Source organism: Psychrobacter nivimaris (assembly GCF_904846365.1).
In the GTDB taxonomy this organism is placed as follows: Bacteria; Pseudomonadota; Gammaproteobacteria; order Pseudomonadales; family Moraxellaceae; genus Psychrobacter; species Psychrobacter nivimaris_B.
Genome location: NZ_CAJHAL010000033.1, coordinates 1 through 21,451 on the forward strand (window position 1 = coordinate 1; position 21,451 = coordinate 21,451).

General features: G+C 43.1%; 17 protein-coding genes and 4 tRNA genes. 11 read left to right on the plus strand and 10 right to left on the minus strand.

The genetic code is table 11. The features are described 5' to 3' along the window. Positions 1 to 182: 182 nt before the first annotated feature. Together JMX63_RS12170 and hemA are read right to left on the minus strand one after the other, a co-directional pair. Positions 183 to 1,319, minus strand: coding sequence for an aminotransferase class V-fold PLP-dependent enzyme (locus JMX63_RS12170; RefSeq protein ID WP_101205135.1), 1,137 nt, complete (start codon positions 1,317 to 1,319; stop codon positions 183 to 185). A 362-nt stretch (positions 1,320 to 1,681) separates the two neighbouring features. Then, entirely contained in the window at positions 1,682 to 3,091 is a 1,410-nt protein-coding gene (hemA, locus tag JMX63_RS12175) for a glutamyl-tRNA reductase (protein ID WP_160022761.1), read from the minus strand. A gap of 551 nt (positions 3,092 to 3,642) precedes the next feature. On the opposite strand from hemA, the gene JMX63_RS12180 reads away from it, so the two are divergent. The 10 genes from JMX63_RS12180 (at position 3,643) to JMX63_RS12225 (ending at position 12,634) form a co-directional block, all read left to right on the plus strand. Then, positions 3,643 to 5,583, plus strand: a complete 1,941-nt coding sequence (locus tag JMX63_RS12180; protein ID WP_201572635.1) for a tetratricopeptide repeat protein — start codon at positions 3,643 to 3,645, stop codon at positions 5,581 to 5,583. A gap of 191 nt (positions 5,584 to 5,774) precedes the next feature. Further along, entirely contained in the window at positions 5,775 to 6,407 is a 633-nt protein-coding gene (lolB, locus tag JMX63_RS12185) for a lipoprotein insertase outer membrane protein LolB (RefSeq protein WP_101205138.1), read from the plus strand. 90 nt (positions 6,408 to 6,497) lie between these two features. Beyond that, entirely contained in the window at positions 6,498 to 7,463 is a 966-nt protein-coding gene (ispE, locus tag JMX63_RS12190) for a 4-(cytidine 5'-diphospho)-2-C-methyl-D-erythritol kinase (protein WP_201572637.1), read from the plus strand. A gap of 167 nt (positions 7,464 to 7,630) precedes the next feature. Then, positions 7,631 to 7,706, plus strand: a tRNA-Gln gene (locus JMX63_RS12195). A gap of 240 nt (positions 7,707 to 7,946) precedes the next feature. After that, positions 7,947 to 8,022: transfer RNA gene (locus JMX63_RS12200), tRNA-Gln, on the plus strand. Positions 8,023 to 8,131: 109 nt separating this feature from the next. Next, positions 8,132 to 9,079, plus strand: coding sequence for a ribose-phosphate pyrophosphokinase (locus JMX63_RS12205; RefSeq protein WP_057758042.1), 948 nt, complete (start codon positions 8,132 to 8,134; stop codon positions 9,077 to 9,079). A 421-nt stretch (positions 9,080 to 9,500) separates the two neighbouring features. Further along, entirely contained in the window at positions 9,501 to 10,181 is a 681-nt protein-coding gene (locus JMX63_RS12210; RefSeq protein WP_101205141.1) for a 50S ribosomal protein L25/general stress protein Ctc, read from the plus strand. Between the two features lie 176 nt (positions 10,182 to 10,357). Next, a complete protein-coding gene (pth, locus tag JMX63_RS12215) occupies positions 10,358 to 10,939 on the plus strand; it encodes an aminoacyl-tRNA hydrolase (RefSeq protein WP_101205142.1) in 582 nt (193 codons plus the stop codon). 100 nt (positions 10,940 to 11,039) lie between these two features. Further along, entirely contained in the window at positions 11,040 to 11,420 is a 381-nt protein-coding gene (gene panD / locus JMX63_RS12220; protein ID WP_010196068.1) for an aspartate 1-decarboxylase, read from the plus strand. A gap of 188 nt (positions 11,421 to 11,608) precedes the next feature. Further along, positions 11,609 to 12,634 (plus strand): calcium/sodium antiporter, encoded by a 1,026-nt coding sequence (locus tag JMX63_RS12225; RefSeq protein WP_101205143.1) that lies wholly within the window; start codon positions 11,609 to 11,611, stop codon positions 12,632 to 12,634. Positions 12,635 to 12,713: 79 nt separating this feature from the next. Here JMX63_RS12225 and JMX63_RS12230 read toward each other — a convergent pair whose 3' ends face one another. The 3 genes from JMX63_RS12230 to JMX63_RS12240 form a co-directional block, all read right to left on the minus strand. Beyond that, entirely contained in the window at positions 12,714 to 13,376 is a 663-nt protein-coding gene (locus JMX63_RS12230) for an RDD family protein (RefSeq protein ID WP_101205144.1), read from the minus strand. 266 nt (positions 13,377 to 13,642) lie between these two features. Then, positions 13,643 to 13,719, minus strand: a tRNA-Arg gene (locus tag JMX63_RS12235). A gap of 181 nt (positions 13,720 to 13,900) precedes the next feature. Further along, positions 13,901 to 13,990: transfer RNA gene (locus JMX63_RS12240), tRNA-Ser, on the minus strand. Positions 13,991 to 14,371: 381 nt separating this feature from the next. On the opposite strand from JMX63_RS12240, the gene JMX63_RS12245 reads away from it, so the two are divergent. Further along, complete coding sequence (locus JMX63_RS12245) at positions 14,372 to 15,166, plus strand: hydroxymethylpyrimidine/phosphomethylpyrimidine kinase (RefSeq protein ID WP_101205145.1); 795 nt, start codon at positions 14,372 to 14,374, stop codon at positions 15,164 to 15,166. 107 nt (positions 15,167 to 15,273) lie between these two features. On the opposite strand, the gene JMX63_RS12250 is transcribed toward JMX63_RS12245, so the two are convergent. The 5 genes from JMX63_RS12250 to ppx all read right to left on the minus strand — a co-directional run bounded on the left by JMX63_RS12250 (position 15,274) and on the right by ppx (position 21,324). After that, positions 15,274 to 15,834 (minus strand): YggT family protein, encoded by a 561-nt coding sequence (locus tag JMX63_RS12250; RefSeq protein WP_224737825.1) that lies wholly within the window; start codon positions 15,832 to 15,834, stop codon positions 15,274 to 15,276. A 128-nt stretch (positions 15,835 to 15,962) separates the two neighbouring features. Continuing rightward, complete coding sequence (gene proC, locus JMX63_RS12255; protein WP_134292320.1) at positions 15,963 to 16,796, minus strand: pyrroline-5-carboxylate reductase; 834 nt, start codon at positions 16,794 to 16,796, stop codon at positions 15,963 to 15,965. 177 nt (positions 16,797 to 16,973) lie between these two features. Then, positions 16,974 to 18,554 (minus strand): tRNA lysidine(34) synthetase TilS, encoded by a 1,581-nt coding sequence (tilS, locus tag JMX63_RS12260; protein WP_201572639.1) that lies wholly within the window; start codon positions 18,552 to 18,554, stop codon positions 16,974 to 16,976. 223 nt (positions 18,555 to 18,777) lie between these two features. Further along, entirely contained in the window at positions 18,778 to 19,581 is an 804-nt protein-coding gene (locus JMX63_RS12265; RefSeq protein WP_134292318.1) for an acetyl-CoA carboxylase carboxyltransferase subunit alpha, read from the minus strand. A gap of 177 nt (positions 19,582 to 19,758) precedes the next feature. Beyond that, a complete protein-coding gene (gene ppx / locus JMX63_RS12270) occupies positions 19,759 to 21,324 on the minus strand; it encodes an exopolyphosphatase (RefSeq protein WP_201572641.1) in 1,566 nt (521 codons plus the stop codon). Positions 21,325 to 21,451: the final 127 nt, after the last annotated feature.

Consider the following 21,451-nt stretch of genomic DNA (forward strand, 5'->3'; position numbering starts at 1 on the left):
AAAATACATTATATTATAAAATATAATAAAAAGGTAAAAAAATACTGAACCTAGCATGACACTAATGGTTCAGTATTTTTTATAACTGTAAAGACTGTACTGTAAAGGCTTTAAAAAAGGCGGTGAAAAAACTTAATAAGCTATCATATTACTGTCTTTATTAGCTCGTTTAATGGCGATTTTTACTGGCTCAGCACCTTATCAAGTGCCGTTTCAAAACGCGCTACTGTACCATCGATATCAGTCAATTTATCCAAGCCAAATAGACCCAAACGGAAAGTTTTGAAGTTATCAGGCTCGCCCACTTTCAATGGTACGCCAGCCGCGATTTGTACCCCGATTTCAGCGAACGCGCTACCTTTATGCATGTCATCACGCTCGGTATAAGAGACGACCACACCAGGTGCTTTAAAACCTTCAGCAGCGACGCTCTCAACACCCTTGGCTTCTAGTACTTCGCGGATACGTTTGCCAAGTATCCACTGCGCGTCACACAATTTATCAAAACCGATTGCTTTAGCTTCATTAATGGCATCACGGAACTGACGTAAGCTGTCTGTCGGCATCGTTGCATGGTAAGCATGACCGCCATTCTCGTAGGCACGCATGATGTTTAGCCACTGCTTTAGGTCGATACTAAAGCTATCAGACTCAGTACTGTCTACTTTTTTGACAGCAGCATCGCTTAGCATGACCAAACCAGCGCCCGGTGTACTGCTCCAGCCTTTTTGCGGTGCGCTAATCAGTACATCGATACCCAATGATTTCATATCTAGCCATACGCAACCTGAGGCGATGCAATCAATGACTAACAATCCGCCAACGCTATGCACAGCCTCACTCAACGCTTTGATATAGTCATCTGATAAGATGATGCCCGATGAGGTTTCGACATGCGGCGCAAATACCACTGCTGGCTTTTCTTCTTTGATTTTGGCTACAGCAACGTCGATATCGACTGGAGCAAACGGCTTTGGCGACTCACTATTATCGGCACGATTGGCCGTGAGGACTGTAGATGACTTGGCGATTTTGCCTTTTTCTAAGATTTGCGTCCAACGATAGCTGAACCAACCATTACGAATGATTAGGCAGTCTTCATCATTTGCCAACTGACGAGCGACTGCTTCCATACCATAAGTACCAGAACCAGGAACGATCACCATGGCGTCCGCGTTATACACAGATTTTAGATCACTAGATAGGTCATTCATCACTTGCTGAAAGGCTTTTGACATATGGTTCAGCGCACGATCGGTGTAAACCACTGAATACTCTAATAAGCCGTTTGGATCGATATCTTGACGTAATGCAGGCATTGAACACTCCTAGTGTATGGTTAGATAATATGCGACATGGATTAGATAGCACTATAATCAAGTACTATTATTTTTGATGGTGAGATCTTGCGCTGTCTAGAGATGCATTATTTTTAAACAAACAAAAAACAACGGACACTGATGAGGTCTACTAACGTGAAGTTAATATATTTGTAGTCATATTACGAGCAAACACCAGCACATATCTTGACCTAAGCCATCCATGAGAGCTTGATATTAGCACTGATACTGAAGGTTGACAACGATACGCTCAGGCAACGATATGACTTGCGCTATCGAGCATTTATTGGTAGGTATTGATTGATTGATAAGTTTTGATTTATAAAGCCACGATGAAAGCATCAATGCCCTCGATGAGCATCTTGTAGTCCTGACACTACGAAGTCTAGCAACTCACTATCGCCTTCACGTGCGGCTTTGCGCATCAGTTTCGATGGTGCATGGGTCAATGTTTGAGTCAAACGTCGCGATAGCTCAGTGATGATATCTTCTGGACTAACATCGTCCTGTTGCAGCTTAGCAATAGATTCATGCAGCAGCTTATCCACCTGACCTTGAGTACACGCGCGGTATTGCTGAATATCTTTACCAACTTGGCGAACCTGAAAGCGGCGATCTATTTCAACCACCAATTGACTCACTAACAGTTCAGCATCCACTGCGGCTTGGCGACGCTGCTCGATATTACCTGCAATCACATGCTGCAAATCATCGACAGAGTACAGATAAACATCATCAATACGGCTAATGGTCGAATCGATATCGCGCGGTACGGCCAGATCTATCATAAGCATTGGCTGATAACGGCGACGTTTTAGCGCTTGTATGGTCATTGTCTTATCAATCAACAAATCCATACTGCCACTACAACTACTAACGATATCGGCTTCCGCCAATACTTGCGGTAACTCTTGTAAGGGTCTAACGTCTACGCGGCGATTAGGGCCACGTAGCTCAGCCGCTAATGCTTCGGCACGTTCGGGATTACGGTTACAGATAATGACTCGTCCGACCCCTAACCCTGCGATATGAGTGGCAACTAAGCGATTCATCTCACCTGCCGCAACGACCAGTAAAGTACGACTAGGTAAATCATCAAATATCTGAGTGACCAGTTTAGCTGCGGCAAAGCTAAGCGATACGGCTTGGGCGCCAACCTGCGTCTCATTACGCACTCGTTTGGCGGCAGCGAATACTTGATCGATGATCCAGCCTAGCTGATTACTGAGTACTTTTTGGTCTTGAGCCAGATGCACAGAGTTTTTGATTTGACCGAGAATCTGCGGCTCACCCAATATCATAGAGTCGAGACCAGCCGCTACTCTTAACCAATGAGTCAATGCATGAGTATCACGATGTACATAGAGATAAGGATCAATATCAACGAGTGGCAATTGCTTGAAGTCAGCCAGCCACGTTTTGATTTTGGTAATATGCGCACTAATCGCAGCAGACGAGATATTCATGCTACTACTAAAAGCATTATTGGATGACTGTCCTGCGGCTTTGACATCTTGCAAATTGGGTAATTGTGAGTCAGATATTTGGCCGTTAGCATGATGCGACGTTGAAGTGTGCGGCACTAGCGCATAGATTTCGGTGCGGTTACAAGTAGAGACGATCACGCTACCATCAGTAAAGGCTTCTATTTGTTTGAGCGCGACATTTATATCGTCACCCACAAGTGCCAAGCGCTCTCGCAGAGCGACTGGTGCAGTTTTGTGATTGACCCCAATGACCACTAATCTCATTATCGATAGACCATAAACATGACGCTCAGTTGCCCCTTACGCTATCTTATTATTTTTAAAAGACAGTTTTTGACGACAGCGCTAAAAAGGAAGACCCTAAAAACCGCCTATTATATCATTATTGCGGGCTTTAATTAACACTCACCCATCTATGATAACCATATCTCTGTATCTGGTCGCAAATGTAACAAATCAACTACTCATACGATTTATAAAATCAATAGCTGGGTTTTGACTTATGGTCAATAATATAATGTTAAATCATTCGCTTACTCTATCTTAACTTGTTATATTTCTATAATATTCAGTTCGACAGACCTATCTATATTTAATCATCTTCAGTATCGTTCTTTGGCAACGTACTCGCTACTAGTAGCATATTCATACGGTCAGACATGCCACTATCTGAGTAACACGGATGCTATTGTTTATCTCATCGGTCTACTCTTATAATGCTTGTCATGGGTATATATTGCCAATATCTAACGTAAAATGATTAAAACAAACTTGCCTTATCTGTGTAGGTAAACCATGGGCGAATACGGCTATCTATGATTTTTTTTGGGTCATTACTTCGGTCACCACATCCCTATAGCGAATACTCTAGTTTCCGTGCTTTATTGCATGTCGCTATTGAGCGCCTGTGTCAACGATATAAGCTAGCGTTGTCTCTAGCTGTGTGCCTGTGTTTGGCAGCCCCTGTCCATGCCAGCCATCCCGATATATTGCTAGAAGCAAAAATTCCTAAAGTATCAGTTGCTACCGATATTAAAGCAACTGCCGATAAACCAAATGATGACAGTGATGCGATTGATACACCTTATAATGAAGATACGCTTACTATAGAAAACGTAAAAAATATTAATGGCTTAGCACCAGCCAGCTTATGGCAACCTGAGCTGAGTGAACCAAGCTTGTACGCTCTACTGGATGCTGAGTTTGCTGCCGATCGCGATGACAAACGACGTGCGGTCTCTATTTATAAGCAACAGTCTTTTAAAGAAGATGCGACAGCCGTGTTTGAGAGAGCGCTTAGCCTGTCTTTGCGTAACGAAAGGGTTGAAGACTCATTACAGTTTGCCAAGACATGGCAAGACCAAAACCCTGACCACGTACCTGCTTGGTTTTATGTTGCGCATTTGGCTTTACGTGCCCACGACTATATATTAGCAGGCGAGACTTTAAACCGTATCTTGCGCTATGACCCACGTGCAGATTTAAGCGAAATTCTCATAGGTATTTATCCAAATAATGATGATGACAAACGTGAGCTTCTTGCCGCGTTGCAGCCGCTAGATAGTGAGCAAAATGCCTCATTGTCAGTGTTAAAAGCGGGCTTACTCTATCAGTTTAACGAACCTGAAGTGGCTATCGTTCATATCAATCGAGCGCTAGAGCGTCAGCCAGACTACGTGCCCTTTATTACGTTAAAAGCGGATATATTGCGCAAAATCGTGACCGCAGAGACTGTCATTAATTATGTCAGTCAAGCTCGTCTACGCAATCCTGATAGCAAAAGCTTATATTTATATGAGATTCGTTATTTATTAGATTTAAAGCAAAGCGAACAAGCTTGGAAGTTACTGCTTGAGGCGCATAGCCGTTTCAGTGATGATTCTGAGATTACTCTACTCGCAGCTTTAGTGAGCTTGGATATTGAAGAATATGCTAGTGCCGATGAGCTACTCAATATGCTTGCCAAGAGTCCAGCTTATCTTGATCAAGCCTATTATTATCTGGGTGTCAGTGCTGAGCGTCAGCAGTTGTTCGATCAAGCCAAATACTATCTCAATGGCGTCATGCAAGAGGATTTGGTATTAGAGGCGCGTAGAAAGGTAGTGGCGTTTGAATTACTCGATAATGACATCGATGGGGCAATCGCGACTTTAGAGAAGCTGCGCAAAGACTTCACGGTATTCGCGCCTGACACTTTTGTGATGCAGGCCGATATCTTGTGGCAACAAAACGAATCTGATGAAGCACTGCGTCTACTAACTCGTGCCGCTCGTAAATATCCTGACAATGAGATGCTACTCTTTGCACGGGCTCAGCTGTTAGATGATAAAGAAGACTATGTCGTTAAGCGCACCTTGTTGAATCACTTGCAGGCATTAGATCCTAGCAATTTATCTTATCAGTTAAGCTATGCACAGTTACTGTTGGCAAATGAGCGCAGTTCAGAGCAAGGTCTAGCGCTAGCGACAGCGATTATTCAGATTCGCTATGATGACCCACGTTATGATAACGACCTACATCTGCAAGCCCTAAATGTCTTGGCAGGCAATGCATTGGCCAAAGAGAACTATCAGCAGGTTATCGACTATCTACAGACACCTTATGATGTGCTACCAACTCTGCGCTCAGGCACGCTGTTATTGCGCGCCTATCAAGGCTTAGGTAACAATGACAAAGTTGAGGCATTACTCGCAGATTTGCAGCAGCGCTTCTCATTTGGACAGCACAATATCAATGACCGCATACAGCTGTATTAATAGCGCTGATTTTGGATATGCTTTTTGGGTTTTGCGATTACAGAGATATGATAATTGATAAGGTTTTTATAAAACCGAAGCATTTATAAATTACAAGGTCGTTATAAGAAGCTAACAGCCGTGCATAACCGAGCAACAAATAACGCTTAAGCTAATATCTTTGTTCATCTTTCCATTTTTGAGAAACTATTATGTCAGCATCAATTACTTCTTTTAAACCAAATAAATTGGCTCTGTTTACTGCTATAACTGCAGCGATGATCATTACCTCTGGTTGCCAATCATTAAAAACAACCAACGCGACCAACCAACCGACGACCACTGTACAAGGTCAAAACGCTGAGCAACCCAAAAAGCTAGAGAGTTTTAATATCACCGGTAAAATTGGGGTGACGACGCCTGCGAATGATTCGACCGGTACCCAAGGTGGTAGTGCATTTTATGCATGGGGTCAACAAAATGACCGATTTGCCATTGAGCTGATTGGCGCACTCGGTATTGGTAAAACCAACATTGAATATAATGGTCAAACCGCTACTCTAGTCAGCGAAAAGACAGGTACATTGACCGCTGACGATCCTGAAACCTTGCTAAAGAAAGCCACTGGTTGGCAAGCACCAATTTCACAAATGCCTTACTGGATTTCTGGTCGCCCAGCACCTTCAGATAGTGCGCCACAAATGGATGATCAAAACCGTTTAGTTAGCTCAGTCAATGGTGAGTGGACAGCCAGCTTTACTTATAAAGGTACGGATAAGTTACCTAGTAAAATTAGTGCAGTACAGCCTCAAGGCAACAAAGTTGTAATGACGATCAACCATTAATCCATCACTGGTTGATGATATGAACTACGCTAAAAACCATCATTGCTAATCAAGATAGCTGTTTATAACTGCACCTTATGATAAAAAAATATGACTGAAAATATAGCCGCATCATCTGTTTCTACGATTACTCGTATATCACCTGCAAAACTCAATCTGTTTTTGCATATCACTGGTAAACGTACCGACGGCTATCATAATTTGCAAACGGTTTTTCGACTGCTTGACTGGGGCGATTACTTGCATTTTTCGGTCAGTGATGATGCTGTGATTTCTACTATAGCTAGTGAATTAAGTGCTAATCAATTCTGTCATCAGCTACTGATACTAGATGGTGCAGAAGCTATCACTACTAGTATAGAAGACAATTTAATTTTCAAAGCGGCACGCGCATTGCTAGCATTTGCCATACAGTCACACACTTTACCTGAGCAATTAGCAAAAGTGCATATCGCTTTAGATAAGCACTTGCCAATGGGTGCAGGATTGGGTGGCGGCTCATCTAATGCAGCAACGACTATGCTGTTGCTCAATGAGATTTGGCAGCTTAATTTTACTTGTGATGAGCTTATAAAGATTGGCGTGACTGTAGGTGCAGATGTACCTATATTTATATTTGGCCAAGACGCTATTGCGATGGGTATTGGTGAAGAACTGACTACGATTGAGTTGCCTGACCAGCAATATTTAGTACTGACGCCTAACGCTCATGTAAATACTGCCACACTTTTCGCTCATCCAAAACTACAGCGAGATATCGCGCCCCTATCGGTTGCAACTATCCAAAACCGATACGCTGACTATGTGCAAACGCTCACTACGCCTTATCATAATATCTTTACCCCAGTGGTCACAAGCCTTGCTCCTGCTGTTGCAGATGCCTTAAGTTATTTGCAGGGGTTAGAAGCGCAAACACTGAGCACCGCACGCATGACTGGCTCTGGTAGTGCGGTATTTTCGCCTCTAGATGCGAGTGTGACTACTAATAAAAAGCTTGTGGCGAAGTGGATTGCAGATGCGCCTTGTGCGGCATATGTCGTTGGAAACTTAAAATAGCATATACAACCTTTAGATTTCTTATCATCTAAATAATGACAACGGTAGGATTGCCTATTTTAATTTGCTAAAATAGCGCCAGCAGTAACCTATGATGAATAAATACCAGAAAAAGCCGCAAATGACTTGCAAAATCTGAAAATTTACTTATAATAGGTCGCCACAATAGGGGTATAGCCAAGTTGGTAAGGCATCAGGTTTTGATCCTGACATCCGTTGGTTCGAGTCCAGCTACCCCTGCCATTTTTTAGTACGAAGCGTTAGAGATACATCTAGTATAAGCGGTTTATAGACAGCCACTTATCTTATTGTCATTGACAACGTTATCCCAGTTTCGGTATAGTTCGCAATGGACACCGCTAGGGAAAAGTTATGTTTTAAACGGTTTATCCGTTTTTTAGATAACTGACAGGTCATGACACTATATTGAGAACGACTACTTAGTCGCTATTATATATCAGTTGTTCATAGCCTAGACATTACAGGGGTATAGCCAAGTTGGTAAGGCATCAGGTTTTGATCCTGACATCCGTTGGTTCGAGTCCAGCTACCCCTGCCATTTTTTACTGTAATAGTATACTTCAATACCTTCACCACTCTTTTCTTAATTTGAGCAGTTTGACACTGCTTAGCGGTCGCTGCTTGAGTCAATCAATAGGACTTCTGTCATGCCTTATTTGGCGATTTTTACGGGTAATGCCCACCCAGAATTAGCAAAAACCGTAGCCGATCATCTTCACATACCTCTTGGTAAAGCTGACATCACGCGTTTTTCTGATGGCGAAATTGCCGTGGAAATCAAAGAACACGTACGTGGTAAAGATGTGTTTATCATGCAGCCTACTTGTGCACCGACCAATGACAACTTGATGGAAATCATGATGATGGCTGACGCTTTGCGTCGCTCTAGTGCTGGCCGTATCACAGCTGTCATGCCTTATTTTGGTTATGCTCGTCAGGATCGTCGTCCACGCTCAGCTCGTGTACCTATCTCGGCTAAAGTGGTCGCTGACATGCTAAACATCGTTAGTATAGATCGCGTAATGACTGTTGATTTGCACTCAGATCAGATTCAGGGTTTCTTTGATATTCCTGTAGATAATATCTACGGCACACCTGTATTGCTAAACGACCTACAAAAGCAAGACTATGACAATATCATGGTTGTTTCACCTGACGTAGGCGGCGTGGTTCGTGCACGTGCGATGGCTAAGCAGTTAGGCGATACCGACATGGCAATTATTGATAAGCGCCGTGCTCGTGCCAATGAGTCGCAAGTAATGCATATCATCGGTGATGTTCGTGACCGTGATTGCGTTATCGTTGATGATATGGTCGATACTGCAGGTACATTGTGTAAAGCTGCCGAAGCATTGAAAGAAAATGGTGCACGTCGCGTCTTGGCTTACATCACGCACCCTGTCCTATCAGGTAACGCACTGAAAAACATCAGCGAATCTGCATTGGATGAAGTGGTTGTGACCGATACAATTCCACTATCCGCTGAAGCCAAAGCCTGTAGCAAAATCCGTCAGGTAAGTATTGCACCGATGCTGGCTGAAAGCTTACGCCGTATCAATAACGAAGAATCTATTAGCGCGATGTTTGACGCTTAATTTGATACAGTTATTTTTAAAACAGCCATTGCGTTAATTTTGAATAGCAATGACTGTCATAAGACATCTTGAATAGTTAAAAAACAGAGCGTCAAGTATCCTTACTTGGCGCTTTGTTTTGTGTAGGCGTTTTACGTAGGTCTTTATTATTGCTACAGAATCACGTATAATGCGCGCCTGTGCTGACCTTTTCGTTGTTTTTATTAGGCTGGCACTATCAAAAGTGCTGATCATGCTTAACAGCAACCATCGTTATGGTAATTATCGTAGCGAGCGCTGCTATAAGCAAATGGCTAAGCTTAGACATTACGAGGTTTATTCGTAACCATAATATTAGCTATCATCACGTATTAGTGGATTGGTCGCAAATCCACTTTTTTATGACCAGACACTTCATCATTTTTTTTATAGGATTATATCCATGAGCATTAATCATTTTGAACTAAACGCCGTTGATCGTGCTGCTGAACTACAAGGTAAAGGTGCGAGCCGCCGCCTACGTAAGCAGAACCTAGTTCCTGCTATCATCTATGGTGGTAACGAAGAGCCAACAGCTATCTCTATCAAGCTTAACGAACTAGTAAAATCACTAGAATTCGAAGCGTTTTTCTCACACATCTTGACTATCAACGTTGACGGTGAAGAGCATCAAGCAGTTATCAAAGACTTGCAGCGCCATCCAGCTAAAGGCTTCCCAATGCATGCTGATTTCCAGCGCATTGTAAAAGGTCAGAAAATTCACATGAACGTTCCTGTTCATTTCACTGGTCGTGAAGATGCGCCTGGTACTGCTGCTGCTGGTGTACTATCTACTCTAGTATCTGATATCGAAGTTATCTGCTTACCATCACAACTTCCTGAATACCTAGAAGTAGATGTGTCTGGCATGGAAATCGGTGATTTGTTCCGTCTATCAGACATCAAACTTCCTGAAGGCGTTGTTATCCATGAGCTTGAGCTAGAAGACGGTCATGACCGTACTATCGTTAACATGCAGCCACCAACAGTAGAAGAAGTTGATGCTGATGCTGACGTTGATGCTGATGAAGTACCAGCAACTGAGCAAAACGACGGTACTGACGAAAACAAAGACAGCGAGTAATATACTATTTCTAACTAGTGCATTATTTTGTGCTGGTTAGTGATACATTCGTTTAGTCAATAAGACAGCAGGTGATTAAAATCTCCTGCTGTTTTTGTAAGTAAGGTTTGAAAATAAACTGTCTATCAGTACTTCAATCCTTACCCCTATTTATCAAATTCAAGCAGGGTGTTTTTATGGCCATAAAGCTTATTGTCGGTCTTGGTAATCCTGGTCAGCAGTATATGTTTACGCGTCATAATGCAGGATTTTGGTTTGTCCATCATTTGGCTCAGCAGTTTAATATCACGCTCTCCCCTGATAAGAAATTTCATGGAGTGACAGGGCGTGGGCAGATTCATGGATCTGATGTGCGTTTACTTATGCCGCTGACGTTTATGAATAAATCTGGTCAGTCAGTGGTGCCTATGGTAAATTTCTATGGCATCAAAAATGATGAATTGTTGATTGCTCATGATGAGCTCGATATTCCAGCTGGTAGTATCAAACTCAAAACAGACGGTGGACATGGTGGTCACAACGGCCTACGCGATATCACGCCGCATATTGGCAATGATTTTCATCGCCTGCGTGTGGGTATCGGCCATCCTGGTCACAAGTCTAAAGTTAGTGGACACGTTCTCTCTAAAGCATCTCCTGATGAGCAGATTGCGATTGATAGCGCGCTGACAGCTGCTTTTGAGGCGCTCCCATTATTGTTAGATGGTGATGTCGAAAAAGCACGTTCACAAATTAATGGCTTTAAATTACCAGAATAATATAATCGTTCAATGATAATGACCTTTTATTTTGGCAGTTTTATCCCCATTAACCTTTTGATTTAGTTAATTAATATCAGTTACGCCAAGGAACTAACCTATGCTACTTAATATGCTTAAATGCAAATTACACCGTGCCCGTGTTACCCACGCCGAGCTTCACTATGAAGGCTCTTGTGGTATCGACGGTGATCTATTAGATCTTGCTGGTCTACGCGAAAATGAATCTATTGATATCTATAACGTGACCAACGGTAAGCGCTTTCGCACCTATGCTATCCGTGCTGAGGCGGGCTCTGGTATTATCTCATTAAATGGTGCTGCGGCTCATATGGCAGATTTGGGCGATATCGTTATCATTTGTGCTTACGCGCATTTTGATGAAGTTGAAGCGTCAACGTATCAGCCAAAACTGGTCTATTGCAACGAAGACAACACAGTAAAAGACACTGCAAATATCATTCCTGTACAAGTTGCTTAATATGACAGGATGGTGAGGTTTTGGTAAATTTAAGATAAAAACAAAGTTACATCTTTGAATTAGCTGCTATTATTACTAAAAATCTCGATGCTAAAGGGAAAGCTGAATCTAAATCAAGATTCGGCTTTTTTTATGCCACTTTTATTTATCAAATTCACATTTTTCATCATATACAAGGAAACATACCGATGTGGTTGGCCGCGCTTGCAATACTGATTGGGTTAGCAATTTTAGTTTGGAGTGCCGATGTCTTTATTGATGGGGCGACAGCACTAGCAAAGAAATTTAGTGTGCCTAGCTTCTTAATTGGTGTCTTAATATTGGGTATAGGCACGTCAGCGCCTGAGATGGTGGTATCAGTACTAGCAGCGATAGAAGGCAGCCCTGAGCTGGCTCTAGGTAACGCTTATGGCTCAAATATCATCAACATCGCATTGGTACTCGGTGCAACCGTATTGATTAGCCCTATTATCATCCGTAGAGGCATCGTAAAGCGCGACTTGCCCTTACTGCTGCTAATTACTGTCATCGCCGCTTGGCAGCTACGTGATGGGACATTGAGCCAAGTTGATGGTATCGTATTGTTGATTTTGTTGGTCGCCGTTTTAGGACTACAGATCATAATGAGTATACGCGAAGGCTATCATGAGCACGAAGACGATATGGTCGTGGCTAATGCTGACTCAGCGCACTCAAATAACTTAGAGCACTTAAATAACTCAGAGAGCTTAGAAAAGCTAGAACCAAGCGTAACGCGTGGTCTTGTGAGTTTAATTATCGGTATGCTGATGCTCGTAGCTAGCTCACGTGCTATCGTTTGGGGTGCTGTCGAGTTAGCAACACTATGGGGGCTCAGTGAGCTCATCATTGGCCTAACGATTGTCGCAGTTGGGACCTCATTACCTGAGCTGGTATCGAGCTTGTCAGCTGCCCGTAAAGGCGAACATGATATGGCGCTCGGCAATATCATCGGCTCTAATATCTTCAATACTTTGGCAGTTGTCGGCTTGGCAACGGTCATTGCTCCTATCGCTGCTGATCCAGTGATTCTGTCGCGTGATGTGATGGCAATGGGAGTCTTGACGATATTGCTAGTGACACTATGCGTGTTTGCCTTTAAAACAAAGCGACAATTCGGTCGTACGTCAGGTGCCACATTGGTACTGTTCTTTATGGGCTACACCGCATGGCTGATTCAAAGCGTTAGTATGTAACTGTTTAAGCTGAATTAATTGATCATTAGTACAACTACATTATTACGTCGATAAGAGTTATTACGTTAATAAAATCAGACTACAGTTTCTTCTTACGATTTTTAAAACCGCGCCATAACCCTTCATGTGTTACTTTTGGCATTTTTAGGGTGATGGTGTTGGACAGCATGTCTTGTACTGCCAGACCGCGAGGGTTGAACAGGCAGAACACATAGTTGAATACCAAACCAAGAAACGCGCTGGCCAATAAGGCGGCGCGTGATCCATCAATAAGACTGCCAATAATGCCGAAAATCAGCGGCATCAAACAAGCGGCCAAAATACGCTTAAACGACTGACCCCACGTTAACCATTGACCTGCATCATTAATCGTTTTTAATCGCCACGTCTGCATACCTAATGTCTGACCACCACGGCGCCAGAATATCCCGTAGAACGCCACGAGCGTCAGTACAAATGATGGCGTCATAATGGCGTTCTGATACCAGAGCGGCAGTGACTGAGCTTGTGAGGATTCAGTACCCGTTTCCATAGTCAACAGCGTACCAACGACGGTTAGTATCGTTCCTACCAAAAATAACAGCGCCAAAATCAGCATACCATCATAGAGAATCGCCACGACACGAATCATGGGCTTAGCGATGGTTGGCTCTTCGTTAGGATCTTGCTGTACAGGCGCACTCGATTGAGGCTTTGATTTACGAGTCGTTTTTGACAGACGTTTAGATGGACTTTTTGACATGGTACAAGCTCATAGCAAGCAGTGAATAGTAACGCTATTGTACCGTAAATGGTGGGGCTATCGTACATTATCCTAAATGACTGTCCGATATCATAGATGGCTCTTTAATATTATTAGTTGGCTATCCAATCATGTTATACACAGGAGATGATCGTAGAATAAATAAGTAGAAGGGTAAAAGCTACAGACATAAAAAAACCGCCAATTGTCATAAGACAGGCGATTATTTTAATGTTTTATCAGCTTAAATTAAGCTATTATGCAAATGGTGCGCCTGGAGAGATTCGAACTCCCGACCCCTTAGTTCGTAGCCAAGTGCTCTATCCAACTGAGCTACAGGCGCGTATTTTGCACTTTATCCACTGCGAAGATAATATCTTTTGCAGTAAATTAGGTTGGTCATTATATAGATAATATCGCTTGTGTCAACATTTTTTTTAATTAGAACAAATTATTTTTTGAATTAATTATTAAAATGTTTAACGCAGTATATTGCGTTATTACTCTAATAACAACTGAATAAATGGCGGTGAAGGAGGGATTCGAACCCTCGATACGCTTACACGTATGGTTCCTTAGCAGGGAACTGGTTTCAGCCACTCACCCACTTCACCTAACGATTCAAGACATTTATAAAAAATCTATAAACATAGTATTGATGCTAACAATACGTCTCATGTCGTGGGCGAGTATTATAACAAAGCCAAAACGAATTGCAAGCGTTGTCTACAGATTTAATGCGGCTTTTATCAAAATTATAGATATAAGTACTTATATTGCATTTTTATAAGGAAAATTGCGACATATCATTGCTAAATATAACGACCAAACTGCTTACTAATATTAGGTCTACTCACTCTACCGTCTTATACCTCATCCATAAGCATAAGCATAAGCATAAGCATAAGCATAAGCATAAGACTATGATAGATTTTTTAGTAGTAGGTGGCTATAGTATTTGTCACTTACTTTAAAATATCTCAAAAGGAGCTGTTATGCGACCTGTCGTACTGTGTTTTTCAGGATTGGACCCTTCAGGCGGTGCTGGATTACAAGCGGATATCGAGGCCATTGGACAGTCAGGGGCACATGCAGCCATCGCTTGTACGGCGGTCACTATCCAAAGCTCGCAACAGGTGTTTGGCTTTGAGGCTTGTGCGGCATCGTTGGTAAAAGCCCAAGCTACTGCGGTGCTTGATGACTTACCTGTTAGTGCTATCAAATCAGGTATGCTCGGCACCATTGATAATATCGCAATGTTGACCAAACTATTTGCTGATCAAGTTATCGATAATGATACGCCATTTGTCTTAGACCCTGTACTAGTCGCAAATAGCGGTGGTAGCTTGGGCGATGAGAAAACACTGGTTAGCGCCTTTAGACAATTGCTGCCCTACGCCACTTTAATCACTCCAAATACTCATGAGCTACGTGCGCTTAGCGGAGAGCAAGACTTACATGTCGGGGCAAAGAAGCTATGTGCTCAAGGCACTCATGCGGTACTCGTGAAAACCTCACATGATTTTGATAGTGGTGATATCGAGCAGTACTTATATATACAGGGCGAAATGGTGCATAAAAGCACCTTACCGCGCTTAGATGGTGAGTTCCATGGCTCAGGATGTTCACTCGCCAGCTTTATCGCTGGACGCTTGGCAATGGGCGATGCTCTCATCGATGCAGTACAAGCGGCAGATAGTTGGATTACCCAGACATTGCGGGCAGCTGATGCACCGCATCCTTATGATACTCAAGCTCAGCTCATACCAAATCGCTTTGTTCGTTTTTAGCATATTTAACAAGCTATAGTTTACCCAAGTAGCAGACGTAAAAAGGCGCTCTATATTTTTATAGAACGCCTTTTTTATGACAGTTTTCAGATGTAATTCTATTAGGTTTAACCCAACGTTGGCAATACACTCGCAGCCAAGCCACCGATGAATATCTCCAGCAAATAAAATGCTAAGAAAGCAACCATTGGCGATAAGTCTAGCATACCTAAATTCGGCGTAATACGACGAAACGGGGCCAAAATAGGCTCAGCCAAATTAATGATAATGCCAATAATCGGATGCTCAGATCTGGTAAACACCACAATCCAGCTAACGATGATAGAACCAATCACTAGATAGCGACACATGCGTAAAAAGTCTAACAATAAGCTAGTGGTACCCGTAAAGAATAGCGGTACAGGCGCAATACCTTTATGCGTCAATGCGGCCTTTCCAGAGATGTCGATTAGACGAATCAAAAACATCAGCACGATAGCGGCAATGCTAATACGACCCTGCGCGACAGTCGGGAAAATACGCCCGAATACATCGACGATATGCGTCGCTTTATAAGCAGGTGCAATCATCGGATTGCTCGCATCCATCCCTGCAAACTGCAACATAAAACGAATAAACACCAGCATCATAGCGAATGTGGTGACCAAATCAAAAATTTGAAATAACATGTTGTTCATGAAGTGCTACTCAATGTGACATTATTAACAGATTCTAGGATGACAAATGTCATTATCAGATGCTGATGATTACATAAGGTGTGACGTCAGTGGTGACTCACAGCACACCTTGTCAGTGTTTACTTATTCATCTCTTCACTTAAAGCTTGGCTACGATCATAGCAAGCTTGCATGGCCTCGCTGATTTGACGACCAATCTCATTGGCTTGCATTGACTCAACCGCTGCTTGAGTAGTACCGTTCGGTGAAGTGACTTTACGGCGTAGCTCAGCTGGTGCATCATCACTGTTCATCGCCATTTTTGCAGCACCTAACATGGTCTGCATAGCAAGCGCTGAGGCTTGTTCTTTATCCAGCCCTAATGCAACTGCCCCATCGACCATCGATTCGATGAAGTAAAACATATACGCTGGCGCTGAACCTGATACGGCTGTGACCGCATGCATATGCTCTTCGTCATCGACCCACATGACCAAACCTGAGGCTTCCATAACGGCCGTTGCTAGCTGCTTCTGTTCTGCTGAGATATTGTCTGTACCGTAGAGGCCAGTCGCACCCATCTGAATCATAGAAGGCGTGTTTGGCATTGCACGGACGATATTGCTATAGCCGCCTAGCATATTTGATAAAAGATCAGTCGATAAGCCTGCCGCCACTGAAATGACCAACTGATTATCTAGCACATCTGCAAAAGCACCAACGACCACCTTCATCATTTGTGGTTTGACTGCAAGTACCACGATATCCGCACCGATCACAGCAGATTTTGGATCAGCCATTGGATCAACAGTATTTAGACCTTTGGCGGCTAATTGCTCACGTGCATCGCTGCTAGGATCGGCGACCGTGATGAGATTTGGTTTGATGCCGCAACCCACAAGCCCGCTAATGAGCGCTTGTGCCATGTTTCCGCCACCAATAAAACTGATTTTTTTATTATCTAATACCGACATACTTGTCTCCTAGTCACAAAATTCAAAGGTATTCAACTTAACATACTGATATGTAAAACGACACTCAGTTTATCATACTGCCACTATTACCGTTTGATAAATTCAAAATGTCACACCTGACATCAACCTGATAAAAATCAATGAGTCAGCCAACGGATATTAAACTTTTGACACTTCCTATTTTAGACTAAGCTCACTTCTGATGTACTCAGCAAATTGCTTACTTTTAGCATCGCTATCGGTATCTTTATCCGTCTGCTCAGAACTCAAAAGCCAACTCTCAAATGGCGACGCTAGTAATAAAGGAATATTAGTTTGTATATCACTTCCATCTTCAGATTTTTTTATAAAATTAATACTAACTACCATTAAGCTTTTTCGTAGCCATAATGGAATCCCAAGCGTCTGATACAGTTTTTTGCCTGCTTGTGGGCGCGCAGCCATCTCAGTCTTTAGCCGTTGCTTTCGATCTAGCGGCGCTATTTTTAACGTTGCCTGCTGTGCTACACCGTCCGTACTATTTTCTAATAACCTTAACAGCGCATCTCCCATCACTCGTAATTGCCAAATGTAGTCATTACTGCTGCACAAGGTGACTAATTCGAAGCTATTATCAGCTGAATTATTCTTAGACAAACTCAGGCTAGATAGTGGCAGCACCTGCTCGCTAAGTGGTAGCTTCAGCCAAGACAGCCATTCGCTGCTCATACGATAGAGCTGCTGACGATAGCGCCGAATGGTATAAGATGCTTTACGACCTTGCCAAAACAGTTCTGTTTGATGATCTTGGTCATCACGTTGGCTTAGAGTTAACACATCATCGACAAGTTGCTTAGCAGGTGGTAACGGCTCATCTTGACCCAACCAATAGTGCAATAGTTGCCGCTGACGATACATGGGTAGCTTTTGCAACGCATCGATATTTAGTACGCGCTGTGCGGATGAAAATTGCAGGTCTGTATGTTCTGTCTGCTGCATATCCTGCATAGCTTGAGCATTGATTGTTTCCTGTGCCTCACTTAATAGCTGCACACTGCGAGCAATATTGTCAATGACATTGGGGTTGTATGTAGCCAGTATTGGCATGATATCGCGGCGTAGCCCACTACGTACGTTGTCGCCACTGTCATTGGTAGGATCATCTATATAAGGCAGTTGTAGACGCTTAGCGTAGGCGCTAATATTGGCTCGTCGTATCGTGAGCCAAGGTCGCCACAGGATATTACGCTGTGCGCCCTGCGTTTGCACTCGCCATGGCTGCATGCCTGAGAGGCCATTGACTCCAGCGCCTTGGATTAGTCGCATTAATACCGTTTCGGCTTGGTCATCAGCATGATGCGCTAATAGCAATACATCGTCTTGGTTGATATGAGCTCGCATAATATTATAGCGTGCTTGTCGCGCAGCTTGCTCATCATGTCCGTTCACTTGTGCCTGTAAAATGCAACAAGGTATCTGCTGCGCTTGCGCCCAATTGGCAACATGCTTGGCCCAGTACTGACTATCCGACTGTAAGCCATGATCGACATGTAACAGCTGCGGCAGACATGGCAATTTACCTTGTCGATAGAGCTGTACACACAGCGCCGCAAGTGCCAATGAATCACGCCCACCACTACATGCTAGCCAAAGACGACGACCATGCAACTGATCACTATACTCAGACATACTGCTCACTAATGCGGTTGCTAGTGTCTTATCAACTGGCAAATCGGCAATTGATTTAATAGGATGTGAGATGATTGCGCTGCTGGTCATATTCAGCCTTAGACATTAAGTGATAATATATTTATTAATGTGCGGATTTGTGAGCACCTACGTTGATTAATACATTGCGTTAAGTGCTTTATATAGTAACAGCCATAAAAAAACGCGCCATTAAATGACACGTTTTTATTTTAGCATTAAGACTGAGACTCTAATATGAAAAACCTATTATTGAATAATAGCGACTTAACAATAATAGAGCCATAACAACCAATTAAGCAGGCAACATTACCTCTGAGTTAAAAGACTTTAGCTTTTCATAACGTAGCTCACAACGCTCTTCAGGATCTAAATCTTTAATCTCATCAAGCTGCTCAGTAATCAATGCTTTTAAGGCATTCATTACAGGTTGTGGCTGCACATGTGCGCCTTCGCCCTCTTCGATAACAGCGTCAATCAAACCCATTTGGTAAAGGTTGATTGCATTTAATTTCAATGCTTCACTAGCATCTTGTGCTTTTTCAGCGGTTTTCCAAAGGATAGAAGCACAGCCTTCTGGCGAAATCACTGAGTAAATACTGTTTTGTAGCATGTTTACTTTGTCACCAACGCCAATCGCTAATGCTCCGCCTGAGCCACCTTCACCAATGATAGTCACAATCACAGGCACTTTCAGACTAGAGAACACAGCGATGCTTTCTGCAATCGCTTGCGCTTGTCCGCGCTCTTCTGCACCAATACCAGGATAAGCACCTTGGGTATCTACAAAGGTCATCACAGGAATGTTAAAGCGCTCAGCCATTTTGACCAAACGAATCACTTTGCGATAGCCTTCAGGATTGGCCATACCAAAGTTATGAGCAATACGCTCACGGGTGCTACGACCACGATGCTGACCAATTACCATCACAGGCTGACCATCAAAACGTGCAAGACCACCTAGAATGGCTTTGTCATCGGCAAAAGCACGGTCGCCATGCAACTCGTCAAATTCGGTAAAAAGCTGATTAACATAGTCCATAAATAATGGACGCTTGGCGTGTCGTGCAAGCTGCACACTATCCCAGACAGTGCTCATAGACGCTTCCCTTTAATAATTATACTTAATGTATTTATGTTTAAGAATAATATCGTTATCCGTATTCAGATAATGAAAGTACAGTTGTAAACTCAATAGGAGCTATAGTAGCACATCTTAAATAGCATGACATTATCGACAACGCCGCTTTTGTTACGTTAATCTTTAACTCAATACTTACAATGGTAACTGCTCAACCTCTGGAGTCTCAGCCTCTTGAGCTTCAATCACACTAAGCTGTACGCCCCATTTAGCAAACTGGTCAATCTCAGTACGCAAGTCTGCGAGCAAGAACGCATAATGTTCACTGCTATCCGCTAAGGTAATTTGCCAACTGTTTTCAGCGACTACCTTTAATTCTAGCTCTGGTAGCGCGTAATCACTGCGGCTATGATGTGCCAGTACGGCGAGGCGCAACAATAAGCAGAGATAAACCAACTGATCACCGCCAATCTGACAAGTCTGCTCTAGCATATCGGCTTTGAGCTTGCGGCGATGATTGAGCATCAACTGCGCCATGCGTTTTTGATCAACTTGCGAAAATCCTGGAATATCAGAGTATTCAAGTAAATACGCACTGTGCTTGTGATAACTACTATGACTGATTGCCAGCCCTATCTCATGCAAGAATGCAGCACGTCTGAGCAAGTCGCAATCATCATTGGACAGCGCAAGCTTATCTTTTACTTGTTCAAATAGATGACGGCTGGTTTTCACCACTTGCTTGGCTTGCTTTTTGTCCCCTGAATAACGCTTGATTAATGCCAATACACTGCGGTCACGCACATCTTCACTAGCAAAGCGTCCGAGCATATCGTACATAACGCCTTCACGTAATGCACCATCTGAGTAGGTAATGGTCTCAACACCTAGCACTTTCATCACTGCACGCAGCACTGCCACACCAGCAGGAAATACAGCTTTACGATGGTCTTTGACACCTTCTAACTCAATATAATCGATATTGCCAATCTTAATCAGCAATTTCTCTAATTTTTTGACACCTTTGTAAGTAATGCGTTCTTGCTCATCGGCCCAACCTTTTGATACTAAGACATTACGCACCGCTTTGATTGTACCGCTTGAGCCGACTACGCTACTCCAGCCCGTCTTTTGATAACGACCGTTAATCGCTAAGACTTCTTTACGTGCACCTGAAATTGCACTATTAAAAGCTTCTTTGGTAATCAGGCCGTCAGCGAAGAATTTTTGGGTAAAAGAAACACAGCCCATTTGTAAGCTTTCAGTCAATAATGGATCGAAATTTTGACCAATAATGAACTCTGTCGAACCGCCGCCAATATCCATAACCAAGCGTTTATCACTACTCTCGTTAGTATGCGAGACGCCCAAATAAATCAATCGCGCCTCTTCGCGGCCCGCGATAATCTCAATCGGTTTTGGCAGGATTTTATTGGCACGGGAGATAAAGTCGTTGGCGTTTTTGGCTTGACGCAACGCATTGGTCGCCACCACACGTATACGCTCTGGCGGTACTGAATCCAAGCGCGCCACAAAGCGGCTTAAACAATCAAGACCACGCTGTTCAGCAGCTGCGCTTAGAATATTATTTTCGTCCAGACCGGCGGCGAGCTGTACCTTTTCAGACATCGAGACTACTTTTCGCACTTCCCCATGGTCAAGACGAGCAATAGCTAAATGGAAACTGTTGGAGCCAATATCGATGGCTGCCATCATTTCATCATCGCCAATTGGCGGATTCGTAAGGTAGTCAATAGGCATAGGACAAGTCGTCACCGTGTTAGTAGAGAGTGGATAGTTTACCAAAATCACGTGCTATATAGTTATAAAATCACATGTATAGAAAAAAGTCATAACCACAAAAATCAGGGCAATTTTATCATTAAAG